The 20,444-nt window shown below is 41.4% G+C and carries 19 protein-coding genes; 16 read left to right on the top strand and 3 right to left on the bottom strand.

Features of this window, described 5'->3' with window-relative positions; all coding sequences use genetic code 11:
- The first annotated feature begins 254 nt into the window (after nucleotides 1-254).
- The 6 genes from ACPEH5_RS14595 (at nucleotide 255) to ACPEH5_RS14620 (ending at nucleotide 8,420) form a co-directional block, all read left to right on the top strand.
- Nucleotides 255-1,487, top strand: coding sequence for an efflux RND transporter periplasmic adaptor subunit (locus ACPEH5_RS14595; RefSeq protein ID WP_042845691.1), 1,233 nt, complete (start codon nucleotides 255-257; stop codon nucleotides 1,485-1,487).
- A complete protein-coding gene (locus tag ACPEH5_RS14600) occupies nucleotides 1,487-4,627 on the top strand; it encodes an efflux RND transporter permease subunit (RefSeq protein WP_042845692.1) in 3,141 nt (1,046 codons plus the stop codon). The genes ACPEH5_RS14595 and ACPEH5_RS14600 overlap by 1 nt, the downstream gene beginning before the upstream one ends.
- A 205-nt stretch (nucleotides 4,628-4,832) precedes the next feature.
- Nucleotides 4,833-7,337, top strand: a complete 2,505-nt coding sequence (locus tag ACPEH5_RS14605; RefSeq protein WP_042845693.1) for a heavy metal translocating P-type ATPase — start codon at nucleotides 4,833-4,835, stop codon at nucleotides 7,335-7,337.
- A gap of 57 nt (nucleotides 7,338-7,394) precedes the next feature.
- Nucleotides 7,395-7,664 carry a glutaredoxin family protein gene (locus ACPEH5_RS14610; protein ID WP_042845694.1) on the top strand — a complete coding sequence of 90 codons (270 nt, stop codon included), beginning with the start codon at nucleotides 7,395-7,397 and terminating at the stop codon, nucleotides 7,662-7,664.
- 44 nt (nucleotides 7,665-7,708) lie between these two features.
- The gene (gene cueR / locus ACPEH5_RS14615) at nucleotides 7,709-8,161 is read left to right on the top strand and encodes a Cu(I)-responsive transcriptional regulator (RefSeq protein ID WP_042845696.1); all 453 of its coding nucleotides are present in this window, start codon (nucleotides 7,709-7,711) and stop codon (nucleotides 8,159-8,161) included.
- Between the two features lie 61 nt (nucleotides 8,162-8,222).
- Nucleotides 8,223-8,420, top strand: a complete 198-nt coding sequence (locus tag ACPEH5_RS14620; protein ID WP_034782721.1) for a heavy-metal-associated domain-containing protein — start codon at nucleotides 8,223-8,225, stop codon at nucleotides 8,418-8,420.
- 227 nt (nucleotides 8,421-8,647) lie between these two features.
- On the opposite strand, the gene rraB is transcribed toward ACPEH5_RS14620, so the two are convergent.
- Nucleotides 8,648-9,061, bottom strand: coding sequence for a ribonuclease E inhibitor RraB (rraB, locus tag ACPEH5_RS14625; RefSeq protein WP_042845698.1), 414 nt, complete (start codon nucleotides 9,059-9,061; stop codon nucleotides 8,648-8,650).
- A gap of 162 nt (nucleotides 9,062-9,223) precedes the next feature.
- Between rraB and argF the strand changes: the two genes are divergently transcribed.
- Nucleotides 9,224-10,249, top strand: coding sequence for an ornithine carbamoyltransferase (argF, locus tag ACPEH5_RS14630; protein ID WP_048605881.1), 1,026 nt, complete (start codon nucleotides 9,224-9,226; stop codon nucleotides 10,247-10,249).
- Nucleotides 10,250-10,303: 54 nt separating this feature from the next.
- On the opposite strand, the gene phnX is transcribed toward argF, so the two are convergent.
- Together phnX and phnW are read right to left on the bottom strand one after the other, a co-directional pair.
- Entirely contained in the window at nucleotides 10,304-11,113 is an 810-nt protein-coding gene (gene phnX, locus ACPEH5_RS14635; protein WP_042845701.1) for a phosphonoacetaldehyde hydrolase, read from the bottom strand.
- A gap of 9 nt (nucleotides 11,114-11,122) precedes the next feature.
- Nucleotides 11,123-12,226: a 2-aminoethylphosphonate--pyruvate transaminase gene (gene phnW, locus ACPEH5_RS14640; protein ID WP_272663838.1), complete on the bottom strand. Its 1,104-nt coding sequence runs from the start codon at nucleotides 12,224-12,226 to the stop codon at nucleotides 11,123-11,125.
- Between the two features lie 139 nt (nucleotides 12,227-12,365).
- Here phnW and phnR point away from each other — a divergent pair, with 139 nt between their 5' ends.
- The 9 genes from phnR (at nucleotide 12,366) to pyrI (ending at nucleotide 20,300) form a co-directional block, all read left to right on the top strand.
- Nucleotides 12,366-13,085: a phosphonate utilization transcriptional regulator PhnR gene (phnR, locus tag ACPEH5_RS14645; RefSeq protein ID WP_042845704.1), complete on the top strand. Its 720-nt coding sequence runs from the start codon at nucleotides 12,366-12,368 to the stop codon at nucleotides 13,083-13,085.
- 122 nt (nucleotides 13,086-13,207) lie between these two features.
- On the top strand, nucleotides 13,208-14,221 hold the full coding sequence (gene phnS / locus ACPEH5_RS14650) for a 2-aminoethylphosphonate ABC transporter substrate-binding protein (protein WP_198860980.1): 1,014 nt from the start codon (nucleotides 13,208-13,210) through the stop codon (nucleotides 14,219-14,221).
- Nucleotides 14,222-14,227: 6 nt separating this feature from the next.
- Nucleotides 14,228-15,337, top strand: a complete 1,110-nt coding sequence (gene phnT, locus ACPEH5_RS14655) for a 2-aminoethylphosphonate ABC transport system ATP-binding subunit PhnT (protein WP_198861469.1) — start codon at nucleotides 14,228-14,230, stop codon at nucleotides 15,335-15,337.
- Nucleotide 15,338: 1 nt separating this feature from the next.
- Nucleotides 15,339-16,199, top strand: coding sequence for a 2-aminoethylphosphonate ABC transporter permease subunit (gene phnU / locus ACPEH5_RS14660; RefSeq protein ID WP_042845711.1), 861 nt, complete (start codon nucleotides 15,339-15,341; stop codon nucleotides 16,197-16,199).
- A gap of 2 nt (nucleotides 16,200-16,201) precedes the next feature.
- Nucleotides 16,202-16,999: a 2-aminoethylphosphonate ABC transport system, membrane component PhnV gene (gene phnV / locus ACPEH5_RS14665; protein WP_048605876.1), complete on the top strand. Its 798-nt coding sequence runs from the start codon at nucleotides 16,202-16,204 to the stop codon at nucleotides 16,997-16,999.
- Between the two features lie 408 nt (nucleotides 17,000-17,407).
- Nucleotides 17,408-17,911: a fimbrial protein gene (locus ACPEH5_RS14670; protein ID WP_129466602.1), complete on the top strand. Its 504-nt coding sequence runs from the start codon at nucleotides 17,408-17,410 to the stop codon at nucleotides 17,909-17,911.
- 111 nt (nucleotides 17,912-18,022) lie between these two features.
- A complete protein-coding gene (locus ACPEH5_RS14675; RefSeq protein ID WP_166686950.1) occupies nucleotides 18,023-18,538 on the top strand; it encodes a hypothetical protein in 516 nt (171 codons plus the stop codon).
- Between the two features lie 347 nt (nucleotides 18,539-18,885).
- Nucleotides 18,886-19,821, top strand: a complete 936-nt coding sequence (gene pyrB, locus ACPEH5_RS14680) for an aspartate carbamoyltransferase (protein ID WP_042845716.1) — start codon at nucleotides 18,886-18,888, stop codon at nucleotides 19,819-19,821.
- Between the two features lie 14 nt (nucleotides 19,822-19,835).
- A complete protein-coding gene (gene pyrI, locus ACPEH5_RS14685) occupies nucleotides 19,836-20,300 on the top strand; it encodes an aspartate carbamoyltransferase regulatory subunit (protein WP_042845717.1) in 465 nt (154 codons plus the stop codon).
- The last annotated feature ends 144 nt before the right edge of the window (nucleotides 20,301-20,444 follow it).

Below are 20,444 nucleotides of genomic sequence, written 5' to 3' on the forward strand. Positions count from 1 at the left end.
ATTAATGATTATTATTAAAAACCTTAAAGTAGATACAAGGTCAATAGCTTATTTCTATTTTTGCACAGTATATTTTAGTCAATTAATCATAATTGAATTAATTAAAGGTTCCTTTTCGATTTTTAATATCCTATTAAAGCCTTATTAAATTAAAACGGTTGACCTTACAACTACTGTAACCTTTACCCTGCCCAAATATTTCTTATTCAAGTTTTAAGCTAACAATGAGATCAATTAATTAGGTAAGGTTTATTATGAAAATAAAAATCGGGATATACGCTACATTTGTTGTAGCCATGGGCATAAGTGGTCTAGTTATTGCTCAAGACGCAAATAATGATAACAAATCAGAAACAGCAAGTTCCACCATACTTCCCAAAGTGCCTGTAGCAGAAGTTATTCAACAAGAAATTGTCCCTTCCTCTGAATTTACAGGCTATTTAGCGTCTCCCAAAATCGTGGATTTACGCCCTCGGGTTGGTGGACGCATTAATTCGATAGAAATTCCAGAGGGGAAACTGGTTGAAAAAGGGGATTTACTCTTTCATATAGATCCGCGACCCTTTCAAATAGCACTACTTGATGCAGAAGGAAAATTAAGCCAAGCAGAAGCTTTAGCCATACAAGCTCAGCGAAATTACCAGCGCCTCAAAGGATTAGTCAATAAAGGGGCGATTTCCCGTAAAGACTATGACGATGCCCTTTCTATACTTTCGGCTAATAATGCGCAAGTAAAATCCGCCAAAGCAGCCGTAGAGTCCGCTAAATTAAATTTATCTTATACCCAAATCCGTTCACCGATTGCGGGTCGAGTTGATAGAGCATTTATTACTGAAGGTAATTTAGTGACTGGTGGGGATACGAATGAGGCGACTCGCTTAACCACGATTGTTTCTATTGACCCAATATATGCTTACTTTGATATTGATGAAACTACCTTTCATAAACTAACAAGTTTACAGCAGTCAACAATAAAAAATAGCGCGACAGCTTTACCTCCAGTGACCATACGGTTACCAAATGAAAAACATACGCAATATACTGGCACCCTTAATTTTATTGGCAATCAAATCGAGAGAACGACTGGCACAGTAAAAGTCAGAGCGGTTATCGCCAATAAAGATGGCAAATTGATACCCGGTACGTTTATTCGTGCACAACTGCCTATAGGAGAAAAAACACCTTCAATTTTAATTGATGACCAAGCGATTGCTTCTAATCAAGGGCAGAACTACGTCCTCGTTCTAGATAAAAATAATAAGGCAGAATATCGCCCTGTGGAACTAGGCGCCATGATTGGCGGCCTCCGAGTCATTAATCACGGTTTAACTGCTGGTGAGAAAATTATTATTAAAGGCCTTATTAGACCCGGTATGGAAGTCATGCCTAATCCTATTCCTATGCATCCCTCATTAGCAGCAGAAGCAACTCAGTCAACCACGAACAACAAACATCTGACCGTCAATGAAGTCGAGGAGAAACAATAATGAAGTTTCCTCATTTCTTTATACAGCGCCCTATTTTCGCTATGGTTTTATCAATATTTATAGTGATAGCTGGGGTATTAAGCTTTTATAAGCTTCCCCTAAGCGAATATCCATCGGTAACACCGCCGACAGTTCAAGTTATTGCGAGTTATCCTGGTGCCACCCCAAAAGTGATTGCAGACACCGTTGCCTCCCCCATTGAGCAAGCAGTAAATGGCGTCGAGGGCATGCTCTATATGAGCTCACAGATGTCAACCGATGGAAAAATGGTGCTCACAATCTCGTTTAGACAAGATGTTGACCCCGATATCGCGCAGATCCAAGTACAAAACTTAGTATCACGCGTTATTCCCCGTTTACCCCAAGAAGTTCAGCAAATTGGCGTTACCACAGAGAAAACTTCACCGGACGTACTAATGGTTGTCCATATGTATTCGCCTAATAATGTCTACGAACCTCTGTTTGTTTCTAACTATGCATTACTCAATGTCCGTGATGAAATCGCAAGACTACCTGGAGTGGCAAGCGCATTAGTATGGGGTGAAGGTGAATATGCGATGCGAGCATGGATTGACCCAACAAAAATAGCCTCATTAGGGCTAACCGCAAATGATGTCGTTGCCGCTATTCGAGAACAAAATGTCCAAGTTGCTACAGGCTCTATTGGGCAACAACCGAATGCAACATCATCATTTCAAGTTAGTATAAACGCCCTTGGACGACTCACAACTGAAGAACAATTTGGCAATATTATTATTCACTCAGGAGAAGATGGACAAGCCACCTATTTAAAAGATGTCGCTAGGCTAGAGCTAGGTGCCGATAATTATTCACTTCGTAGTTTGCTGAATGGGCAAAATGCAGTCGGGCTACAAATTGTGATGAGCCCAGGGGCAAATGCATTAGAGGTTGCCGAATCAGTCAGAGAAACTATGGCGCGTTTACAAGCTAACTTTATCGAAGGAATCGATTATAAAATCGCCTATGACCCAACCATATTTGTCAGTGCTTCTTTAAAATCTGTCGCCATCACACTGCTTGAAGCCACCATATTAGTTGTCCTGGTTGTTGTTTTGTTTTTACAAAGTTGGCGTGCTTCTATTATTCCATTAGTCGCTGTACCAGTATCCTTAATCGGCACATTTGCCTTTATGTACCTGTTTGGTTTTTCTCTAAATACGTTATCTTTATTTGGTTTAGTTATCTCAATAGGAATAGTTGTCGATGATGCTATTGTCGTCGTCGAAAACGTTGAAAGGCATATTTCAGAGGGCTTAGCCCCAAAAGAAGCCGCATTTAAGGCAATGGAGGAGGTTACAGGCCCAATCCTTGCGATTACCTCAGTTCTAGCCGCCGTTTTTATTCCCACCGCATTTTTGTCTGGCCTACAAGGAGAATTTTATCGTCAGTTTTCATTAACCATTGTTATTTCGACAATTATTTCAGCAATTAACTCGCTAACGTTATCCCCTGCCCTTAGCGCGATTTTGCTCAAATCCCATGATAAAAATACAAAGTTAGATTGGCTTACTCGTATTATCAATGCAATATTTGGTCGTTTCTTTACAAAATTTAATATTTTTTTCAATACATTATCTAACAAATACGTTCTAATCGTACGCCGTTGTATTCGAGGAAGCTTAATTGTTCTAGTGCTATATCTGGGGTTTGTTGGGCTAACCGCATTAGGCTTCAAAGTAGTGCCTAATGGTTTTGTTCCCGCACAAGATAAATACTATTTGATTGGCGTTGCTCAATTACCATCCGGTTCATCTCTCGATAGAACAGAAGCCGTTGTCAAAGAAATGTCACGCCTTGCATTGATGGAACCAGGAGTTGAAAATGTAGTGGCTTTCCCTGGCCTCTCAGTGAATGGGCCTGTTAATTTGCCTAACTCTGCCCTCATGTTTGCCATGCTCAAGCCTTTTGATGAGCGCACTGACCCCTCCTTGTCTGCAAATGCGATTGCAGAGCGCTTAATGGGCAAATTCAGCCAGATACCTGACGGATTTGTTGGTATATTTCCTCCACCTCCTGTGCCTGGACTTGGTTCAATGGGGGGTTTTAAAGTACAAATCGAAGATAGGGCTGACCTAGGTTTTGATGCATTAGCACAAGTGCAAGAACAAATCCTTATGAAAGCGATGCAATCACCCGAGTTAACAGGAATGATGGCTAGTTTTCAGACTAATTCCCCACAAATAGATGTAGATATTGACCGTGAGAAAACCAAGTCTCAAGGAATAACACTGACCGATATCTTCGATGCTTTACAAATCAATTTAGGTTCTCTCTACGTCAATGACTTCAATCGCTTCGGTCGTACCTATCGTGTTGTTGTTCAAGCTGATACTCCATTTAGAATGGACCCAAAAGATATTGAACTGATCAAAGTGCGTAATAAACATGGCGAAATGATCCCTTTAAGTGCATTAGTGACTATTACTCGTACAAATGGCCCAGACCGCGTGATCCATTATAACGGCTATCCTTCCGTTGATATTACTGGCAATGCAGCTCCAGGCTATACCTCTGGTCAAGCAACTAACGCAATGGAGAAAATCTTACGTGATACCTTACCTGAAGGAATGGATTTTGAATGGACAGATTTAACTTACCAAGAACAATTAGCGGGTAATTCTGCTCTCTATATTTTCCCATTAGCTGTACTATTTGCCTTCTTAATATTAGCTGCCCAATATAACAGTTGGTCGTTACCATTCTCAGTATTACTAATAGCCCCAATGGCACTACTGTCAGCAATTACGGGAGTCTGGTTGCTCGGCGGGGATAATAATATTTTCACACAAATTGCCTTTATTGTACTGGTCGGTCTTGCGGCGAAGAATGCTATCTTGATTGTTGAATTCGCAATAGTGCAAGAGAAGCAAGAAAAAGATCCACTAACCGCTGTATTGGAGGCTTCGCACCTAAGATTGCGCCCTATTTTGATGACATCTTTCGCCTTTATTGCTGGAGTTATTCCACTGGTACTAGCCACTGGAGCAGGCTCTGAAATGAGACAAGCAGTGGGGATCGCGGTATTTTTCGGCATGTTAGGCGTCACCTTCTTCGGCTTATTGCTAACCCCTGTATTTTATATGACGATACGGAGATTAACGTCCAAGAAATCAACATAACGTATATTTTATCCGATAAGGAAGCTCACTAAGCACAAGTAGTTTGGTGAGCTTTCTATTTAATCACCAAATAAAATTCATTATAAAACAAAAAAATAAAGGAAATTATCATTAATATAAATAAAAATTAAAAAATAGCACTTGACCTTACCCTTAAGGTAAACGTTAGTCTTTACTCAATAAAGACATTCAAGAGGGTAGGTCCATGACAACAAATATTTCTAATACCTCAGTCAATAGACTGAGCTTGCCAGTAGAAGGCATGACCTGTGCATCCTGCGTTGGTCGTGTTGAAAAGGCATTAAAAGCGGTTACAAATATTGATACGGCTGTGGTGAATTTAGCAACAGAACGTGCTGATATCACCTTTAAAGGTGATGTTGATCCAGACGTAGCAATCCGCGCGATAGAAAGCTCAGGTTATAAAGTGCGGGAAGAAACAACCGAACTGGCGATCGAAGAGATGACCTGCGCATCGTGTGTCGGTCGCGTTGAAAAAGCATTATTACAAATACCGGGTGTAATTGAAGCGAATGTTAACTTAGCAACAGAACGCGCCCGTATTCGCCATTTATCTGAAGTGGTCACTATCGCCACTTTGGAAGAAGCCATTGTTCAAGCTGGCTATAAACCTCGCCGTTTATCAGATACAACGACCAATGCAAATGACCAAGCCAATGAGCGCCGTGAAAATGAAGAGCGCTCTCTACGTCGTGCGTTGTTCACTGCGGCTATATTTACCTTACCAGTATTTATTATTGAAATGGGTTCACACTTTATTCCAGGTATTCACCACTGGGTATCAGAAAACCTTGGGCAGCAACTCAATTGGTATATCCAATTTATATTAGCAACCCTTGTTTTGTTTGGTCCTGGTTTGCGCTTTTTCCAAAAAGGAGTTCCAGCACTATTACGCGCTGCGCCTGATATGAACTCACTTGTTGCTGTAGGTACTGCCGCGGCTTATGGGTATTCAGTAGTAGCAACGTTTATCCCCCAAGTTCTCCCAGCTGGCACCGCAAATGTGTATTTTGAAGCAGCTGTCGTTATCGTAACGTTAATTCTACTTGGTCGCACATTAGAAGCGCGAGCGAAAGGAAAAACCTCCCAAGCGATTAAACGCCTTGTAGGGTTACAAGCTAAAACGGCTCGTGTAGAACGCGATGGAAAAATGATTGAGATCCCTCTGGATCAAGTTATAACGGATGATATTGTTTTCGTTCGCCCTGGTGAAAAAATCCCTGTAGATGGTGAAGTCATCGAAGGCGCTTCCTATGTTGATGAAAGCATGATCACAGGAGAACCTGTTCCTGTATCTAAAGAAGTAGGTTCTGAAGTTGTTGGCGGCACAATAAATAAAACAGGCGCGTTTAGTTTTCGCGTCACTAAAATTGGTTCAAACACTGTATTAGCCCAGATAATTCGTTTAGTTGAAGAGGCACAAGGGTCAAAATTACCTATTCAAGCGTTAGTTGATAAAGTCACGATGTGGTTTGTACCTGCCGTTATGACAGGTGCCGTGATCACATTCTTTATTTGGCTAATATTTGGCCCAGACCCAGCCCTGACCTTCGCATTAATTAATGCTGTTGCTGTACTCATTATCGCATGTCCATGTGCAATGGGCCTCGCAACACCGACATCTATCATGGTTGGAACAGGAAGAGCGGCTGAGTTAGGTGTTCTATTCCGCAAAGGCGAAGCATTGCAAGCTCTACGCGATGTCACTGTAGTTGCTCTTGATAAGACGGGGACATTAACAAAAGGACGTCCAGAGCTCACTGACCTAGTCCCTGCAGATGGCTTTGAATATGATGAAGTTTTATCCTTGGTCGCTGCAATTGAAACCCGTTCTGAACATCCGATTGCGGAAGCAATTGTCAACGCAGCAAACGAAAAAGGTCTGACATTTGCGGCAATTGAAGAATTTGAAGCTGTCCCAGGATTTGGTATTTCAGCCAGAGTAGATGGTCGAGCAGTCTCTGTTGGCGCCGATCGCTTTATGAAACAACTCGGATTAGATGTCAGTCACTTCCAGCAATCTGCGCTACGACTAGGAGAGCAAGGAAAAAGCCCATTGTACGCAGCTATTGATGGTCGCTTAGCTGCAATTATCGCCGTAGCTGATCCCATTAAAGAAACAACACCAGAGGCTATTAACGCGTTACACGCTTTAGGTTTAAAAGTTGCCATGATCACCGGTGATAATGCAGCGACTGCCGCAGCTATCGCTAAACAGCTTGGGATTGATGAAGTTGCCGCAGAAGTATTGCCAGATGGTAAAGTTTCAGCCCTAAAACAGTTCCGTAACAATGGTAATAAAGTCGCATTTGTTGGTGATGGTATCAACGATGCCCCAGCATTAGCCGAAGCAGATGTTGGATTAGCAATTGGTACAGGAACAGATGTCGCTATTGAAGCCGCAGATGTCGTATTGATGTCAGGAGATCTACGCGGTGTTGTTGATGCCATTGCATTAAGCCAAGCAACTATTCGTAACATAAAACAGAATCTGTTCTGGGCTTTCGCTTACAATGCGCTATTGATCCCAGTAGCCGCAGGCTTGCTATACCCAATTAACGGAACTTTGCTTTCACCTATTTTAGCCGCCGCCGCAATGGCACTTTCTAGCGTATTCGTATTAGGTAATGCCTTACGTCTAAAACGCTTCCAAGCCCCTATGAAAGATAGTATGGCTCAAACTCAATAAAGGACTTAATCGCCAGACTTTATAAAGTCTGGCTTTACTCGTAGAAAGGAGTTAGCTATGACACTCTCATCAAAAGAACAAATATTGATTTACACCACGCCAACTTGCCCTGACTGTCAACAACTTAAGGATTGGTTAGCTAAAGAACAGCTCTCTTTTGAAGAACGAGACCTTACCGACCCCAAAATTATGGCTGAAGCTAAAGCTCGAACAGGTGTACGTGTTGCTCCCATTATCATCATTGGGGAACATATTTTTTACGGTACTTTTTCATCGCAAAAACCAAACATATTAGCAGCACTCAAACTACCTAAAGAAAATAGCTAGGTATTTTATTTCTAAAATACCTATTCTATTGAGGAGATAAGATTATGAATATCGGTCAAGCCGCTAAACTTTCTGGCATCTCAGCAAAAATGATCCGCTATTATGAGCAGACTGGGTTAATCCCCAAAGCAAAACGGACTAATGCAGGGTATCGCTATTATAGTCAAACAGATATTGATAGCCTAAACCTCATTCGTCGCGCCCGAGCCCTAGGTTTCCCGACTGAACAGATTTCAGTTCTACTATGCTTATGGCGCAATAGAGAACGTGCTAGTGCTGATGTTAAAAATATGGCACTTACTCATCTTCATGAATTAAAAAGAAAAATTAATGATCTACAAGGTATCGCAAATACTCTCGAAGTACTGACAAAACATTGCCACGGTAATAGTGATCCTGACTGCCCTATCATTGAAAACTTAGTGAATCCAGCCGAATACCTTGAAACTCCAGTCACTAAAAAAGGACAACTCGCAAATTATTCAGTAAAAAACTGATTGACCTTCCAATAGGGTAAAGCTGTATATTTATCAAAATGTTAATAATAGGAGTTAGAAAATGATTAACCTTACAATACCTAAAATGGCTTGTGGTGGCTGCGCTAAATCAATTACCAAAATTGTGTTAGATATTGATGCTAATGCACAGGTAGAAACGGACCCAACGACAAAAAAAGTGCTAATTACCAGCCATATAGATGAAAGTATTTTCCGTACAGCGCTCAGCACCGCGGGATACCCGGCAGATCCTAAATAATTTAGTAGGGAGTAATAGCTAATATATTTCAGACTGCAGACAAACATATTTTGTTTGGCGAAAAATCGAATAGGTTATTGAATATTAGTCAATCTTCAAGGGCATGAATAACAAACGCCTTGTTGAAATAACCTTTTGTACATCCAGTTCAACTATTTTATTTTAAAATGCCTGCTTTTGGTCATTTTTCAAAGGCAGGCTCATTATCACAGTCTTAGATGTTAGAATTAATGAACGCGATCTTCGGGCTCGATATCATCACCGTCTTCGTCATCATATTCTGCATCTGGGTCTTCAAAATAAGTGCCCCAACCATCATAGTTGACACCCATTTTTTCCGCCAGCTTCATTAGCTGTTCAACTTGTGCGTCAATAAGTTCTGCGTTTAATGCGCTTTCGCTGATCACATCGCAACACATCAACGTTTCACCTGTTTCAATTTCTAACTCTTCCGCATCCGTCACTTCATAACCTAGCTTGAATGCTTCAACTGCTGCTTTTTCTAATAACGCAAAGTTGTCCGCAGAGAAATGATGCTCAATTGCATACAATGCATCAGGATCGCTACCATCTTCTAACAGTTCCTCGATAATTAACCGAGTTTCTTCATACTGCGCATCGAGTTCAGCTTTATCTACCATATCCACACCCCTTGTTCCATTATCGCTAGTCTCGCCCCATTCTCCCATAGGGTTGACAGTGAAACCATACATTTAAAAATAATTTCTTTTTCACTTGGGGTTGATTTTGAATTTTTATGGATATAAATTGAATATTAATTCAACATAAAAAGGCCGTAATTTATGAACCCCTTATATAGCAAGCATTTTTTAAGGCTACTTGATTTTACATCTAGCGAAATTCATTCACTGTTAAAACTCTCAGCTTGGTTAAAATCAGAAAAAAAAGCCGGTACAGAACACCCTCTCCTCGCAGGTAAAAACTTTGCCCTCATTTTTGAAAAAGACTCTACTCGCACACGTTGCGCATTCGAAGTTGGTGCGTTCGACCAAGGCGCTAGAGTGACCTATTTAGGGCCTTCTGGTAGCCAAATCGGTCATAAAGAAACCATGAAAGATACCGCACGGGTGCTAGGGCGGATGTACGACGGCATTCAATATCGGGGATTTGCTCAATCAACCGTAGAAGTATTAGCCGCGCACTCGGGAGTGCCTGTATGGAATGGATTAACCAACGAATTCCATCCCACACAGTTATTAGCCGATCTGCTGACCATTCAAGAACACCGACCAAATACGCCATTCTCAGAAATTAAATTTGCCTATTTAGGCGATGCACGCAATAACATGGGCAACTCGATGTTAGAAGCTGCGGCTCTCACAGGTTTAGATTTGCGTTTAGTCGCCCCGAAAAGCTGCTGGCCGGAAGAAGAGCTGGTCAATGCTTGCCAAGAGATAGCGAAAAAAACAGGTGCAAAAATTACGCTCACTGAAGATGTGGCTGAAGGCGTTAAAGGAGCTGACTTTATCTATACTGATGTTTGGGTCTCGATGGGAGAAGCCAAAGAGGCTTGGGCGCAGCGTATTAATTTATTAAAGCCGTACCAAGTGAATATGGATGTGATTAAGCTTACAGGCAACCCGAATGTGAAGTTCCTGCACTGCTTACCCGCTTTCCATAATGAAGATACCACGCTTGGGGCTCAGCTAGCGAAAGAGTTCAATATGTATGGTGGGCTAGAAGTCACGGAAGAAGTCTTTGAATCCCCTTATAGTATCGTCTTTGACCAAGCAGAAAACCGCTTACATACTATCAAAGCCGTAATGGTCGCAACATTAGCCCCTGAACTACCGGTAAATATCTTCTAAGATTGGCAATCACCATCGGCACGAATATCATGCCGATGGTGCCATAATCAAGCGTTAAGGGCGCTCACCTTTTGCTAAACGCTGGTTAATGGAATCGATAACTGAAGGTAAATCGTTTAAAGTATCAATAACATAATGAGCTCCTGCGGCAAAAAGTTTATCAGCCGCCTGCTGTTTCAGTTGGCTAACTGCCTCTTCTGGCATACTTTGGTACTCCTCCCATGTTTTGCCAAATTCATTACCTGAAACAGACAACCCAACACTCCACATTCCTGCATTGCGGCCTTCTTCAATACCGGGCACTGCGTCATCAACTTTTATACAGGAAAATACTGCTTCTACGCCTAGTTCAATCACATTTTGCAATGCCATCCAAGGCCCCGGGCGTCCTCCCGCTGGGATATCATCACTCGCGACCCAGTAATCAGGGTGATAACCGAGTTTTTGTGCTGCTGGTACTAATTTCTCCATTACTGCGCGAGGGTAACCAGAACAAGAACCAATTTTAATATTTTGCTGGCGTAAAGTAGTGATTGTGTCGGAAACTCCAGCTATTGGTGCTGCAAAGTCGACAACTTTGGCAATCTGCAATGGCATAAATGCCGCATAGATTGTATCGATATCTTCACTGGTCATTGAGCGCCCAAATTTCACCTTCCATAAAGTGTCAATTTCAGGTAATTTCCCAAGTGCTTCAATATGTTGCCACTTACCTAACCCCATAGGAATACGGGCTTGTGCTAAGGTGATCTCAATATCAAACACACGCTTAAATGCTTCAATAAAAATTTGCGTGGGGGCAAAAGATCCAAAATCCACCGTAGTACCTGCCCAATCCAGAATAACAGCCTGAATGCGGTTCATAATTCTTCCTTATTGTTTCCAGTAAATGGCTTTTTCTATCGCTAACAATAATGCGTCAATATCTGTTTCATACACTTCGCCAATGTTTCCAATACGGAAACAATCACTCTGTGACACCTTACCTGGGTAAATAACAAAACCTTGCGATTTTAATCGCTGATAGAACTCTTTAAATTGGTAATTAACTGAACTTGGTGAGTAAAATGCGGTGATAATCGGTGAATGGTTGCTATCATCTAATAATGTTTTAAATCCGAGAGCTCGCATACCTGCGACTAGTTTTCGCTGATTTTGCCGATAACGTTGGAAACGAGCGGTTATCCCCCCTTCAGCTTCAAGCTCTTTAAGAGCCTGAGCAAAGGCTAATACCGTATGCGTTGGTGAGGTAAAACGCCATTTACCATGGGAATCCTCCATACAACGCCACTGGGCATACAAATCGAGAGATAATGAGCGAGAGCGCCCCTTACAATTTTCAAGTGCTTCAGTGCGTGCTATCACAAATGCAAAGCCCGGTACTCCTTGAATACATTTGTTTGCCGAACTTATCAAGAAATCAATATTTAGTTGCCCAATATCCATTGGGATACCGCCAAAGCTACTCATGGCATCAACGATATAGCGTTTTTGATACTGCTTCGCTAGCGCGGCGACTTGCTCTATCGGGTTTAAAATCCCCGTCGTCGTTTCACAATGTACCATCGCAATGTGTGTGATCTGGCTATCTTGTTGTAGTAATTGTTCTATCCATTCAATATCTGGCTTTACCACCTCACCACAATCATAGAGATGATGTGTAATCCCTAAACGCTGTGCCATTTCAGCCATCCGTGCGCCGTATGCACCATTACTGATAATCAATAATTTATCTTCTGGGTGTATCGCACTTCCTAAAACCGCTTCCACCGCATAGCTGCCACTGCCCTGTAATAATACCGATGAGTAGCCTGACTGCGCCGTTGATAGGGCAACTAGCTGTTGGCGGACCTTTTGTACTACCTCTAAGTTATAGTCGTCATCCCATGTACAACTATCAAATAACATGGCCTGCTTCACCGTTTTAGAGGTAGTTAGCGGACCCGGTGTTAACAGCAAATAATTTTTGGTTGTCATTCAATTCACCTATTGGTCTATACCAGATTTCCATTATAATGGTCTTAGGGAGATCAAAAGGTCAAAGGAAAAGTGCCCGTGCAACAAAAAATTCATATAACTATGTATAATGTGGAAGAAATAATCAGCGGAAATAACAATGAAATTATCAACGGATGAAATGCCTCAGTACCTGCTAATTAAGGCTCAATTACAAAAAAGAATTCAGAATGGGGAACTAAAAAGTGGCGATAAGCTCCCTTCTGAGCGCGAGCTTTGTGCTATTTTTGGTACCACGAGGGTCACTATCCGTGAAAGTTTGGCGCAATTAGAATCAAGCGGCGCAATTTATCGTTCTGAACGCCGTGGCTGGTTTGTCACTCCTGAACGCCTTTGGTTAGACCCAACACAAAATACTAATTTTCATAAACTTTGCCTTGAGCAAAACCGCCAGCCTAAAACGACCTTGTTAGATGGCCGAGTTGTCACTGTCCCCCTTGACGCCATGAGTCCGTTGCAGCTCCAACCTTTCGAGCAAATATACTTACTCACACGCCTACGCTTTGCCGATGAAAGGCCTGTTTGTTATTGTGAAAATCATTGCCTACCAGCCCGAGTCCCCGAGTTACTACGCCATGATCTCAATGGCAGTTTAACCGAGGTATATGAAACCCATTTCGGGTTGATATATACCAGTATGCACTTGTCATTCTACCCAACAGCCATGCCTCCTCAAGCCGCTTATGCACTCGGGGTCGCGGTGGGTCGTCCCGCATTACTACTGCAGCGTTTGAACTATGATCAATACGGAAGAGTTCTAGATTACGATGTGGAATATTGGCGTCATGACAGCCTGAGAATTGAAGTCGATACATTGTAAAACCAACATCAGTAAAATATTTTCACTATTTAGCTCTGTTTCATCTTTTTGTCATATAAACCCGTTAGCGTAAAAGAATCTGGTATATACCAGAGTGCATTTTACCCTAACAGGAGAAGACAATGAAACAAACTCACTTAGCCTGCCTATTGATGGCAACCTTTTGTTCAACAACAGTATTTGCCGATAATGTTGTCACGGTTTACTCAGCTGATGGCCTACATGACGGTAATAATAGTTGGTATAAAAACCAATTTGCAGCTTTCACCAAACAAACAGGCATCAAAGTGCAATATGTTGAAAGTGGCTCTGGTGCAATAGTTGAACGCTTAGCGAAAGAACGTACCAACCCACAAGCCGATGTGCTAATCACTGTTCCTCCGTTTATCCAACGCGCCGCTAAAACTCAACTGTTAGCAAAATTTACTCCAGAGGCTGCGGCCAGTATTCCAACTTCAAATCACTATTACACGCCATTGGTCAATAATTATTTAACCTTTATCTATAATGCTAAGTTACTAAAATCACCACCAGAAAATTGGGCTTCTCTTCTCGACCCGCGTTTTAAAAATAAGCTGCAATACTCTACGCCAGGGCAAGCCGGTGACGGTACGGCTGTCATGCTGCAAGTTTTTCATAGTTTTAATGGCAAAGATGCAGGGTTTGATTACCTCGGTAAATTACAAGCTAATAACGTAGGCCCATCCGCCTCTACCGGTAAACTGACCGCACTAGTTAACAAAGGTGAGCTTTATATTGCCAATGGCGATTTACAAATGAATTTATCCCAAATGGCGCGCAACCCAAATGTACAAATTTTCTGGCCAAAAGATGATAATGGGGAGCGTAGTGCGCTCGTTTTGCCTTATGTTGTTGGCCTAGTACAAAACGGGCCTGAAACAGAAAATGGCAAAAAATTAATTAACTTTTTGTTAGATAAACAATCACAAAGCCGTGTGAGTGAGTTGTCATGGGGAATGCCTGTTCGTTCCGATATCACGCCTTCCGATAAACAATACCGTACAGCTGTGAAAATGCTTGAAGGTGTTAAAACATGGCAACCAAATTGGGATGAAGTCGAAGTTTCACTTTCCAGCGATATTTCACGTTGGCAAAAAGTCACTGATGGTGAGTAATTTGTGATGCTAATGAAACATAAACTCACTGCCGCAATGCAGCAAACAGAACACTCAGGGATCACACTAGAGTCCTTGCGTGTTTCCTATCATAACAATGTCGTGCTTAAGCCGTTAAGCCTAACCATTGACCCCGGAGAAATATTAGTACTAATTGGCCCATCAGGGTCAGGAAAAACCACTGTATTGCGTGCTATTGCAGGGTTTGCTCAACCCGATAGTGGAAGGATATTATTAGGTGATACCGATATCACCCACCTCCCTCCCTATCAACGCGGGCTTGGGATGGTGGTACAAAACTATGCACTCTTTCCTCATATGAAGGTGGAGGATAACGTAGCGTTTGGATTACGCGCCCAGAAACAACCTAAAGTCTTGATCAATGAACGGGTCACCGAGGCTTTGAAGATTGTTGGGATGACAGATTATGCGACTCGCTACCCTCATCAATTATCGGGAGGGCAACAACAGCGGGTGGCGATTGCTAGAGCGATTGCGGTACGTCCTCGCGTTTTATTACTCGATGAACCTCTCTCTGCGCTTGATGCACAGATTCGCCATAATATGGTAGAAGAAATTGCACGCTTACACCGTGAACTACCTGAATTAACTATTCTTTATGTCACCCACGACCAAACAGAAGCCCTCGCCCTAGGCGACAAAATTGGTATCATGAAGGAGGGCTATCTCGTCGCCCATGGTGAAAAGAATGCCTTATATCACCGCCCACCAAACCGTTTTTCCGCTGAGTTTTTAGGCCGTGCCAATATTTTAAATGCTACCGCCCTCGGTTTTTCAGCCAACCCAGCAATTGTCAATGTGAGCTGTAGTGGTACATTGCTGGAAGCTTATACCCCCGGTATGCGAGCAAGCACACACAAATGGGTATGCATCCGCCCACAACATATTACGCTAACGCCAAGAAACGAAACGAGCAATCAATTGCAGGCTGTTTTACGATCAATTCGCTGGCAGGGGGACTTGACTCATTTAGTCTGTGATGTTGCGGGCGAAACAGTCAGTGTTGCGGTAACGCACTTAGCTTCACAGCCCAAAGTAGGCGATAAACTCACCTTATGGTTTTCGCCTACTGATACCGTATTGATTGAGGAATGACATGTCATATATCAGTGTGCCAAAACGGTCAAGTATCTCTCTAAAACCCATTTATTGGATAATACCGCCATTGCTGGTGTTAGCCACACTCTTTTTCTATCCGTTATTGTTAATCGCCCAACAAGCACTACAAAATGAAACTGGTGTCTGGGGGCTAGATGCACTCTGGCAACTAATTGAATCTAAACGTTTCATTAATGGTCTATGGAACACCCTGCAAATCGCGTTTTTTGCTACCTTAGGCTGCCTTATCGTAGGGAGCATACTTTCCCTGATATTAGTGTTTATCCCCTTTCCTGGTAGCCGTTTTATTACCCAAGTTATTGATACATTTATTGCATTACCCACCTTTTTGATTACTCTCGCGTTTACTTTTATTTATGGTTCCGCTGGGCTACTAAATGGCACGTTAATGGCATTATTTGATTTCGAACTACCGCCAGTTGATTTCCTATATTCTATCAATGGGGTCATTTTAGCCGAGATCACCGTATTCACGCCGTTAATTATGCGCCCATTGATGGCTGCTCTACGGCAAATAGATAAAAGCCAATTAGAAGCTGCGAGTATTTTAGGTGCGCACCCCGCTCGTGTTATTGCTCAAGTGATTTTTCCAGCCGCACTTCCCGCCTTACTTGCTGGCGGCAGTCTTTGCTTACTATTAACCACCAATGAGTTTGGGATCGTTTTATTTATCGGCGCAAAAGGCGTGAATACCTTACCTATGATGGTGTACAGCAAAGCCATACTAGAGTCTGATTATGCGGTTGCCTGTATGATTGCTTTAGTAAACATCTTACTTTCTCTCGGGTTATTTTTTCTCTATAGAATGGCTACAACTCGCCTCGGAGTAAGGAATTAACTATGTTGATTTGGTCTAAACAAGGTCGAGCCGTCGCAACCTTGATTGCTATTAGCTTGTTTTCACTATTATTTTTGCTGCCGTTAGTGATGATTTTAATGTCGAGTTTCAGCCAGCAATGGAATGGTATCTTGCCTTCAGGGTTTACATTTGAGCATTTTGTCAATGCATTCAGTGGCCCAGCTTGGGATGCTATTCTTTCTAGTTTAATTATTGGGTTTTGTGCCAGCCTATTTGCCCTATTTTGTGGGCTTTGGGCCGCATTGGCGCTCAGACGACAGAGCGGGAAATGGCAAAAATTACTCGGTATCGCATTTTACTTACCAAGCGCAATACCTTCAGTCTCTATTGGTCTTGGTATCCTTGTTGCATTTAGCCAAGGATATCTACAAATGAACGGGACATTTTGGATTGTATTCAGTGCCCACTTTGTATTAATTTCAGCCTTCACATTTAGCAATGTTTCTACTGGGCTAACCCGCATTTCCCCTGATATTGAAAATGTCGCCTTTAGTTTAGGTGCTTCACCTTGGTATCGACTATGTCACGTCACTCTACCACTCTTGATGCCTTGGATGATCTCAGCATTAGCATTAAGCCTGTCCCTATCTTTAGGGGAGTTAGGCGCAACGATGATGTTATATCCCCCCGGTTGGGCCACCCTGCCCGTCTCAATTTTTAGCTTAACCGACCGTGGTAATATCGCAGATGGCTCAGCACTGACCATTGTACTGGTCGCCATCACCTTATTATTAATGTTCAAGCTAGAAAAAATAGCGACTAAGTTAAGTCAAAAATAAGAGCAACCCCCAATAAAAGCTCGCAATGAGCTTTTATTCATTTTTCAATATTTTGATATTACCAAAATTATAATTATATATTCAGTTCATCATTTAAATTAACATTAATAACAAATTCATTAACATTAAAATGGTTATTAACCAAAAAATACAAATGCAATATTAAATATAATACTTAAGTAAACAAACATAGTTATTAAAATATAAATCATTTATATCAAAATATTACCTAAGCATTTACTCTTAAAATAATTAAACACATAAACCACTACAGTTTAAAAAGAGTCTTTTAATGGGGTTTATTTTTTAAAACAAAATTAAATGTTTATTTAAATATCGTCTATTTAATATTTTTAATAACTTCATTAAAATAAAATACTTCTCAAAATCAATAAAAGGATTTTTATTATGCACTTGCTAAAAAAAAGTGGTTTAGCGCTATTACTGTGTGTTTCTTTACCTGCGTTATCAGCTGTTCAAAATATGCCAATTAATATTAAAGGCACCTTCTCAAATGTCACCCAACCTTGTAATGATGCAAAGCTTGAAAACAGAACAGATTTTGGTGCGATCAATACACTAGAAAAAGTCGGCGATGAAACTGCATTCCATAGTTCTGGCTATTTAAGCTTCACATGCCAATTCCCTGCTAATGCTAAACTCACTTTTGTCGCAAATAACGCACCAAATTCACCTGAAACATTTAAAACATCAAGTGATGCATTCGGTGTAAAATTAAAATATAACAATATTATAGTTAAACCTGGTCAAAGTGATGACTTTAAAGTGGTAAAAGGTGGGAACGGTATTTCATTTTCTACCAGCCTAACCCGTTTAACTGCTAATGGTCCCAATGACTTTGGTAATCATACCTTTGACATTACGGCTAACTTAGCAATTACCTATCAGTAATATTTATTACTCCTCTATATGATTGTGGCTGGGTTAATTCATTACTCAGCCACGTAATAATAATTTATATGAAAATAGATAAAATGCATGATTTATCATTTGGGAAACATTATGAATTCCGTTATTTTTTTTAAAGTTTTCATCTCTTTTGGGCTACTCCTCAGCGCTATTTCTATTTCACAAGCGGCAACGCAAAATGTACCTATCCATATTAGTGGCTCATTTTCAATGACACCCACTATATGTCATATTTCTGACAACACAATCGCAAGCCATCGCTCATTATCTGTTAGCCATAGTAATCGTATAGGCGAAGAAACCGCACCACATAAAATCGCACTCAATATTGACTGTAATGCTACCGTCAACGCGAAGCTATCGTTTAACGCAGCACCGACCGCCAATTCAAATACACTATTTCAAACTTCAAGTCATGCGTTTGGTGTGAAATTAAGTTGGCAAGGAGCACCTATTCTCCCGAATAAAAGCGTTGATATTACGATGATAAAAAATCAAAAAAGTTATTATATCGATGCCACTATAATCAGGGTTGCGCCTAATGGTACCGGCGACTACGGTGAGCACTCATTTAACATTGCAGGGAACTTAGCGGTAGATTACCCGTAATACAAAAACAATAACTACAATCAGTAACTCCACCCTCATCTCGCTGATTTTTCCGCTTTTATTCAGTAGGCAAGTTTTCGCTCTAAATGCAAAAATTAAAAAAATTTATTTTTCTTTATGCAAACGCTTGCGTCAAAGAATGAGATGCGTATAATGCGCCACAATTTGCCGGGAGAAACTATGAACGCTGCTGCTGTATTTTTTACAGAGAACACCTCCAACACACTGCCTTCAGGCGGTTTGGACAGCCTGTTTTTCCCCTTCGTATTTCCAAGAAAGCCCCTCAATTGAGGGGCTTTTTTTTGGCCTATAGACCTAACATGTCTTGCTGACACAGGAGAACAACAATGCCGAACCCTTTATACCAACGCGATATCATTTCAATTAATGATTTAGATCGTTCAGACCTTGAACTCGTACTCAACGTCGCCGCTTCACTGAAAAAACAGCCACAACCTGAACTTCTAAAACATAAAGTCATCGCAAGTTGTTTTTTTGAGGCTTCAACGCGGACACGTTTATCATTTGAAACCGCTATTCACCGCTTAGGCGCTTCGGTTGTTGGTTTTTCTGACAGTACCAATACATCATTAGGCAAGAAAGGCGAAACGCTGGCAGATACCATTTCGGTGATTAGCCAATATGTTGATGCAATTGTAATGCGCCACCCACAGGAAGGGGCATCTCGACTAGCCAGCCAGTTTGCAGGGCATATCCCTGTCATCAATGCAGGGGATGGCTCGAATCAACATCCTACTCAAACCTTACTCGACCTGTTCACTATTCAAGAAACACAAGGTAGGTTAGAAAATCTACAAGTCGCCATGGTTGGTGACCTCAAATATGGCAGAACAGTGCATTCTCTGACCCAAGCGTTATCAAAATTTGAAGGCAACCACTTCTATTTTATTGCACCTGAAGCTCTGTCTATGCCAAATCATATTTTGCATATATTAGAAGAGAAAGGCGCAACTTATAGCCTGCATAATAATATTGATGAGGTCATGCCAGAGCTCGATATTCTGTACATGACACGCGTACAAAAAGAGCGTCTGGACCCATCAGAATACGCCAATGTTAAAGCCCAATTTATTCTTCATGCTGCTGATTTACATTGTGCGAAACCGAACTTAAAAGTATTACACCCTCTGCCACGAATCGATGAGATCACTGTCGATGTCGATAGCACACCTTACGCTTACTATTTCCAACAAGCTGGCAATGGGATTTATGCACGACAAGCATTGTTATCACTGGTTTTAAATAAAGAATTAGCTATCTGAGGAGGAAAATCACCATGACACACGACCATAAATTACAAGTTGAAGCGATCAGCCACGGCACCGTTATCGACCATATTCCTGCTCAAATTGGTTTCAAGCTCCTGAAATTATTTAAACTGACAAAAACCGATGAGCGTATCACTATTGGCTTAAACCTGCCTTCTAGCAATCTGGGCAAAAAAGATATTATTAAAATTGAAAATACCTTTTTAACTCCAGAACAAGCTAACCAATTAGCAATGTATGCCCCTGAAGCCACTGTCAATCGTATTGAAGACTACCAAGTGGTGGAAAAATTAGAACTCACCTTGCCTGACTATATCGATAACGTACTGATTTGCCCAAACAGTAACTGTATTAGCCATAATGAGCCGGTATCCAGCAGTTTTCGTGTGAAAAAAATCGACAAAGAAGTGGCTCTGACCTGCCAGTTTTGCGAAAAAGAATTCGATAGAGACGCTGTGATCAATAACCAATAGGATATTTCAGCGTAGACTGCGGTGTTGTTCAGGCGTGATCCATGTTTATAATAGCGCCTGATGACCCATACAGTTATACTCAAATTATATTCAAATCCGCACATATAGCCGCAGGTTGAAATAACATGAGTATCTTCTCTTTAC

This window comes from Providencia sp. NPDC089933, from assembly GCF_049545585.1.
Classification (GTDB): Bacteria; Pseudomonadota; Gammaproteobacteria; order Enterobacterales; family Enterobacteriaceae; genus Providencia; species Providencia huashanensis.

Bases quoted from the DNA above. Each gene is read 5' to 3' on its own strand.
- ACPEH5_RS14595 (WP_042845691.1), top strand. From the start codon at position 255: ATGAAAATAAAAATCGGGATATACGCTACATTTGTTGTAGCCATGGGC.
- phnU (WP_042845711.1), top strand. From the start codon at position 15,339: ATGTCATATATCAGTGTGCCAAAACGGTCAAGTATCTCTCTAAAACCC.
- ACPEH5_RS14600 (WP_042845692.1), top strand. From the start codon at position 1,487: ATGAAGTTTCCTCATTTCTTTATACAGCGCCCTATTTTCGCTATGGTT.
- pyrB (WP_042845716.1), top strand. From the start codon at position 18,886: ATGCCGAACCCTTTATACCAACGCGATATCATTTCAATTAATGATTTA.
- ACPEH5_RS14670 (WP_129466602.1), top strand. From the start codon at position 17,408: ATGCACTTGCTAAAAAAAAGTGGTTTAGCGCTATTACTGTGTGTTTCT.
- phnV (WP_048605876.1), top strand. From the start codon at position 16,202: ATGTTGATTTGGTCTAAACAAGGTCGAGCCGTCGCAACCTTGATTGCT.
- ACPEH5_RS14620 (WP_034782721.1), top strand. From the start codon at position 8,223: ATGATTAACCTTACAATACCTAAAATGGCTTGTGGTGGCTGCGCTAAA.
- cueR (WP_042845696.1), top strand. From the start codon at position 7,709: ATGAATATCGGTCAAGCCGCTAAACTTTCTGGCATCTCAGCAAAAATG.
- argF (WP_048605881.1), top strand. From the start codon at position 9,224: ATGAACCCCTTATATAGCAAGCATTTTTTAAGGCTACTTGATTTTACA.
- phnT (WP_198861469.1), top strand. From the start codon at position 14,228: ATGCTAATGAAACATAAACTCACTGCCGCAATGCAGCAAACAGAACAC.
- phnX (WP_042845701.1), bottom strand. From the start codon at position 11,113: ATGAACCGCATTCAGGCTGTTATTCTGGATTGGGCAGGTACTACGGTG.
- pyrI (WP_042845717.1), top strand. From the start codon at position 19,836: ATGACACACGACCATAAATTACAAGTTGAAGCGATCAGCCACGGCACC.
- phnW (WP_272663838.1), bottom strand. From the start codon at position 12,226: ATGACAACCAAAAATTATTTGCTGTTAACACCGGGTCCGCTAACTACC.
- ACPEH5_RS14610 (WP_042845694.1), top strand. From the start codon at position 7,395: ATGACACTCTCATCAAAAGAACAAATATTGATTTACACCACGCCAACT.
- phnR (WP_042845704.1), top strand. From the start codon at position 12,366: ATGAAATTATCAACGGATGAAATGCCTCAGTACCTGCTAATTAAGGCT.
- phnS (WP_198860980.1), top strand. From the start codon at position 13,208: ATGAAACAAACTCACTTAGCCTGCCTATTGATGGCAACCTTTTGTTCA.
- ACPEH5_RS14605 (WP_042845693.1), top strand. From the start codon at position 4,833: ATGACAACAAATATTTCTAATACCTCAGTCAATAGACTGAGCTTGCCA.
- ACPEH5_RS14675 (WP_166686950.1), top strand. From the start codon at position 18,023: ATGAATTCCGTTATTTTTTTTAAAGTTTTCATCTCTTTTGGGCTACTC.
- rraB (WP_042845698.1), bottom strand. From the start codon at position 9,061: ATGGTAGATAAAGCTGAACTCGATGCGCAGTATGAAGAAACTCGGTTA.